The organism is Streptomyces niveiscabiei, assembly GCF_001419795.1.
GTDB lineage: Bacteria > Actinomycetota > Actinomycetes > Streptomycetales > Streptomycetaceae > Streptomyces > Streptomyces niveiscabiei.
Genome location: NZ_LIRL01001203.1, coordinates 1 through 4,885, shown reverse-complemented (window position 1 = coordinate 4,885; position 4,885 = coordinate 1). Strand labels below are relative to the sequence as shown.

Here is a 4,885-nt window from a genome sequence, read left to right as displayed (position 1 = left end):
GTAGCTCCGCGGAGCTACCTCGCAGGTATCACCTCGTGAAGTTGAAGTACTTCCACGGCCCGTACGACGTCGTGTTCGCGATGTCGCCGTTGTAGCCGTCGACGTACACCGACCGCAGGCGGAACCGGTACCCGGCCGCGCCGTCGCCGTCCAGCGTGACGTACGACTTGCCGGCGCTGTCCAGCGGGAAGTACTCCGGCTCGCCCGAGACCCAGCGGCCCTGGACGTACGCCTGGAGGTCGAGGCGCGTGTACCGGCCGGGGTAGGCGTTGATCCACGTGGTGATCAGCGGGTCGGTCGTCTGGTGGAAGGTCTGGTAGTTGGTGTTCCCGAACTTCGTCCACCGGTAGTGGCCCGAGAGCGAGGTCGTCACACCCGCGCGGGTGCGCACTCCGGACTTGGCCTCGGCCTTGACGTTGCGGGCGTCCCCGGTGAAGACCGCGCTGACCGTGGTGTCGCGGGTCATCCGCAGCGCCACCGCGAGCTGGCCCTTCGCGTTGACCTTGCCCCGCTTGAGCAGCCGCTTCGGCTCGGGCCCCCACGGGTCGGCCCAGATCTCGACGGTGCGGTTCTTGTACGTCGGGCCGAGCGTCGCCGTGTACGTCACGTTGGTGCCGTAGTTGACGGTCAGGTTGTTGCGGTCGATCTTCAGGGCCGTCCTGTCGTAGGCGACCTTGACGACCGACGACCCGGACGCGGCCGAGTGCGTAGCACTCCCGGCGTACGCCACCTTGTAGGTGACGTTCCCGGCGACGGCCGGGGTGTCCGTGAAGGAGAACGCCCCCTTCGCGGCCAGCTTCTTCGTCCCCAGGGACTTGCCCTTGGGGGACTCGGAGTCGTACCGCGTGACTACCAGCGGGGTACCCACCGGCAGCGCGACCGTGCCCGTGACCGTGCCGGAGACGGTGAGCGCCTTGCGGAGAGCGGCCGTGGCCGGGGCCTTGACGGCGACCGTCGGCGCGGACTTGGTCGGCTCGTCCAGGACGTGCAGCCGGACGTTGCTGTCCCAGTTGTCGGTGACCGCGAACAGGCGGCTGCCGCCCGGCTCCCAGGCGAGCCCGCCGTTGACGAGGCCGTCGCCCGCGGACGTCGTACCCGTCACCGGGAAGTCGTACTGCCGTACGGCCGTGGTCTGACCCGGCCGGTAGACGAAGACGTCCTTGCCGTACGGGGCGTCGGAGCCGGCCGCGACGGTGCCGTCGGGGGCGATCGCGACCGACGTGCCGTGCTCGGTGCTGGTGTAGGTGCCGGCCGCGGTGAGGTCGGAGGCCTGCCAGACGTGGTGCACCTTGCCGGGGTTGGCGGTGACGACGCGCTTGCCGTCCGGCGTGTACGCGAGGTCGTTGGTCTGCCCGGTTAGCCCTGAGGTATTACGCGAGGTACGGGCCGCGGTGCCCGTCGTCACGTCGTACGTCGCGAGGGCGAACCGCTGGGAGGACGACCCGGCCGCCGCGATGGTGTTCGGCTCGGTCGGCGAGACGGCCAGGCGCGGGGCGCCGGAGTAGTCCGTCTCGGCGTCCTGGTCGAGGGCGACGACGGGCTCGGCGCCGGAGACGTCCAGCGAGCCGATCGAGCCGTCGGCCTCGGTGCCGTAGCCGAACCAGATCTTGCCGCCCGCGAGGGCCAGGAACTGCGGGTCGGTGCCCTCGCCGGTGGCGTACCGGGCCTGCTCGGCCATCGTCGTGGTGTCGAGGGCGACGATCGCGTCGACGCTCGGGACGGCCGCGTACAGCCGGCCGGAGTCGGCCGAGAGAGCCAGGCCGGTGACGCCGTACAGCTCGGGCACGGTGGTGAGCACGTTGCCGGAGTAGTCCGTCGCGACGACCCGTCCGGTGACGGGGTCGCTGACGAAGACCTTGCGGTGGACGCCGTCCACCACGATGTCGCCCGCGGACTTCAGCGGGAGCACCTTGCTGCTGTCCGCCGCGGCCGAACCGGCCGTCCCCACGACCAGCGCGGCGGAGCTGACGAGTACCGCGAGCGCTGTCGCGGTCGAGAGAGTGCGCTTACGCACGAACACGATGAAAAGACCCCCCAATGGTCTTCGCTGCCCCGTGAGTTGGGGCGTGCCCCGAGAACCGGGGTGCGGTGTCCGCAGCCTATTGCATGCCTATGACAACGTGTCCACAGGATTCACACATATGGCGTGGCGTGGGTCACTGGCTCTCAGGTAGGGGGTACTCCGGGTGGACAAAAGACCCGGCGCCGTCCCCCTGAGGGGAGCGCCGGGTCTCTCACTCTCCGGTACTACTTGATCCGCGTACCCGCCGACCGCAGGTTCTGCGTGGCCTCGACGACCCGCGCCGCCATGCCCGCCTCGGCGAGCTTGCCCCAGGTACGGGGGTCGTACGTCTTCTTGGAACCGACCTCGCCGTCGACCTTCAGGACGCCGTCGTAGTTCTGGAACATGTGCGCCGCGACCGGCCGCGTGAACGCGTACTGCGTGTCCGTGTCGAGGTTCATCTTGATGACGCCGTTCTCCAGCGCGGTCGCGATCTCCTCCTCGGAGGAGCCGGAGCCGCCGTGGAAGACGAAGTCGAACGGCTGCGAACCGGCCGGCTTGCCGAACTTGGCGGCGACGCCCTCGTTCAGCTCCTTCAGCAGGTCGGGGCGGAGCACGACGTTGCCCGGCTTGTACACGCCGTGCACGTTGCCGAACGACGCGGCCAGCAGGTAGCGGCCCTTCTCGCCGAGGCCGAGCGCCTCGACCGTGCGGATCGCGTCGTCGACCGTCGTGTAGAGGGAGTCGTTGATCTCGTGCGAGACGCCGTCCTCCTCGCCGCCGGTCGGGGTGATCTCCACCTCAAGGACGATCTTCGCGGCGACCGCGCGGGCCAGCAGCTCCTGGCCGATGGCCAGGTTGTCGGCGAGCGTCTCGGCCGAGCCGTCCCACATGTGCGACTGGAAGAGCGGGTTGCGGCCGGCCTTCACGCGCTCCTCGGAGACGGCGAGCAGCGGCCGTACGTACCCGTCGAGCTTGTCCTTGGGGCAGTGGTCGGTGTGCAGCGCGACCGTGACCGGGTACTTCTCGGCGACGATGTGCGCGAACTCGGCGAGCGCGACCGCGCCCGTCACCATGTCCTTGCTGTACTGGCCGCCCAGGAACTCCGCGCCGCCCGTGGAGATCTGGATGATGCCGTCGCTCTCCGCCTCCGCGAAGCCGCGCAGCGCCGCGTGCAGGGTCTGGGTCGAGGTGACGTTGATGGCCGGGTAGGCGAACTTGCCTGCCTTCGCCCGGTCGAGCATCTCGTTGTAGACCTCGGGGGTTGCGATGGGCATCTGTCCGCTCCTTGGGTGTGCGGGTTGGCGATCTTCGTACTACGGCCCTGACCTAGACCTTGGGTATGACGTCGTCGTCATGGCCATCTTTCCAGACATGGCCTGTTGCTCTGGAAGGTGTAACCGGCTACATCTCAGGTATCAGTCCAGGCCCAGCTCGTCCTTGGAGAAGGCGAAGAGGTACGGCACACCCGCGCCCTCCCGGATCTTCTCGTCGGCGCCGGTCGCCCGGTCGACGATCGTCGCGACGGCCACGACCTCGGCGCCCGCCGCGCGCACCGCCTCCACCGCCGTCAGCGGAGAACCGCCGGTCGTGGAGGTGTCCTCGACGACCAGCACGCGCCGACCGCGGATCTCCGGGCCCTCGACCTGCCGCTGCATGCCGTGCGCCTTGGCCGCCTTGCGGACGACGAAGGCGTCCAGCTTCTGTCCGCGCGCGGCGGCGGCGTGCAGCATCGACGTGGCGACCGGGTCGGCGCCCATGGTCAGCCCGCCGACCGCGTCGAACTCCAGCTCCGCCGTCAGGTCCAGCAGCACCTGCCCGACCAGCGGGGCGGCCTCACCGTCGAGGGTGACGCGGCGCAGGTCGATGTAGTAGTCCGCCTCCAGCCCCGAGGAGAGCGTCACCCTGCCGTGCACCACGGCCTTGTCCTTGATCTGTTGCAGCAGCTCAGCACGTACGTCCGTCATGGCGAACAGCTTAGATGCGGGGCGTACGGAGGTACGGCGGGGCATACGGAGGGCCGTGGGGGTACGGCGGGCCGTGGCTCTCGGGTCGTACGGGTACTACAGGCGCCGCCAGGTCCACGTCGTCGACGCCTCCAGCGGGTCGACCGGGGTGACCAGACGGGGGTGCGTGTTCAGGCCGTTGGGCGGGCCGGTCTGCGGTTCCACGCACACGGCGGGCTCCTGCTCGTCGTACACCACGACCCACCGCTCGCGGCTGGCGACCTTCAGCTCCAGCTGCCCCGGCCAGGTCAGCGTCACGTCGACGCCGTCCGGCATGCCGAAGCAGTCGTCCCACGGGCCGGGCTTGCGCTCGATCCGGTTGCCGGTGGGGAGGTGGTCGTCGCCGCGCTCCTCCTGCCAGGCGGGGTCGAACGCGAGGTGTACGTCACTACCTCCCAGGTTCCTGTTGAACCAGGGGTGCCAGCCGATCTGCGCCGGGAAGGAGTCGTCGTACGTCTCCACCGCCATGGTGAGGGTCAGGGTGTCCTCGGTGAGGGCGAACACCTGGGTGATACGTCCGGGGTAGGGCCAGGGAGCCACGAGGTCGTACGTGAGGACCGCTTCGTCGGGCGCGACGCGGGCGACGTTCCAGGCACTGCCGCGCGCCGTGCCGTGGATGGCGTTCGGCGGGGCGTTGAGCGGCATCTGGTGGGTCGTACCGCCGTTGCGGAACTGTCCGTCCCTGATCCGGCCGCACCACGGGACCATCGGGAAGCAGCCGAACTTCTCGCCCTGGCGCAGCAGTTCGACACCGTCGACCTGGAGGGAGGCCACGCGGGCGCCGTTGGCGGGGTGCACGGTCGCCTGTGCGGAGCCGGCGGTCAGTGTGATCTCTTCGTTGCTCACAAGGGATGACAGTACTGGGGGGCTACAGGGT

The 4,885-nt window shown here is 69.6% G+C and carries 4 protein-coding genes; all 4 read right to left on the bottom strand.

Annotated features, from left to right (window positions below; translation table 11 throughout):
• Positions 1–28: 28 nt before the first annotated feature.
• The 4 genes from AOK24_RS42055 to AOK24_RS42040 all read right to left on the bottom strand — a co-directional run bounded on the left by AOK24_RS42055 (position 29) and on the right by AOK24_RS42040 (position 4,854).
• Complete coding sequence (locus AOK24_RS42055; RefSeq protein WP_055725145.1) at positions 29–2,014, bottom strand: WD40 repeat domain-containing protein; 1,986 nt, start codon at positions 2,012–2,014, stop codon at positions 29–31.
• A 233-nt stretch (positions 2,015–2,247) separates the two neighbouring features.
• A complete protein-coding gene (gene fbaA / locus AOK24_RS42050) occupies positions 2,248–3,279 on the bottom strand; it encodes a class II fructose-bisphosphate aldolase (protein WP_055725144.1) in 1,032 nt (343 codons plus the stop codon).
• Between the two features lie 141 nt (positions 3,280–3,420).
• The gene (pyrE, locus tag AOK24_RS42045; protein ID WP_055725143.1) at positions 3,421–3,969 is read right to left on the bottom strand and encodes an orotate phosphoribosyltransferase; all 549 of its coding nucleotides are present in this window, start codon (positions 3,967–3,969) and stop codon (positions 3,421–3,423) included.
• Positions 3,970–4,065: 96 nt separating this feature from the next.
• Positions 4,066–4,854: an aldose epimerase family protein gene (locus AOK24_RS42040; protein ID WP_055725142.1), complete on the bottom strand. Its 789-nt coding sequence runs from the start codon at positions 4,852–4,854 to the stop codon at positions 4,066–4,068.
• Positions 4,855–4,885: the final 31 nt, after the last annotated feature.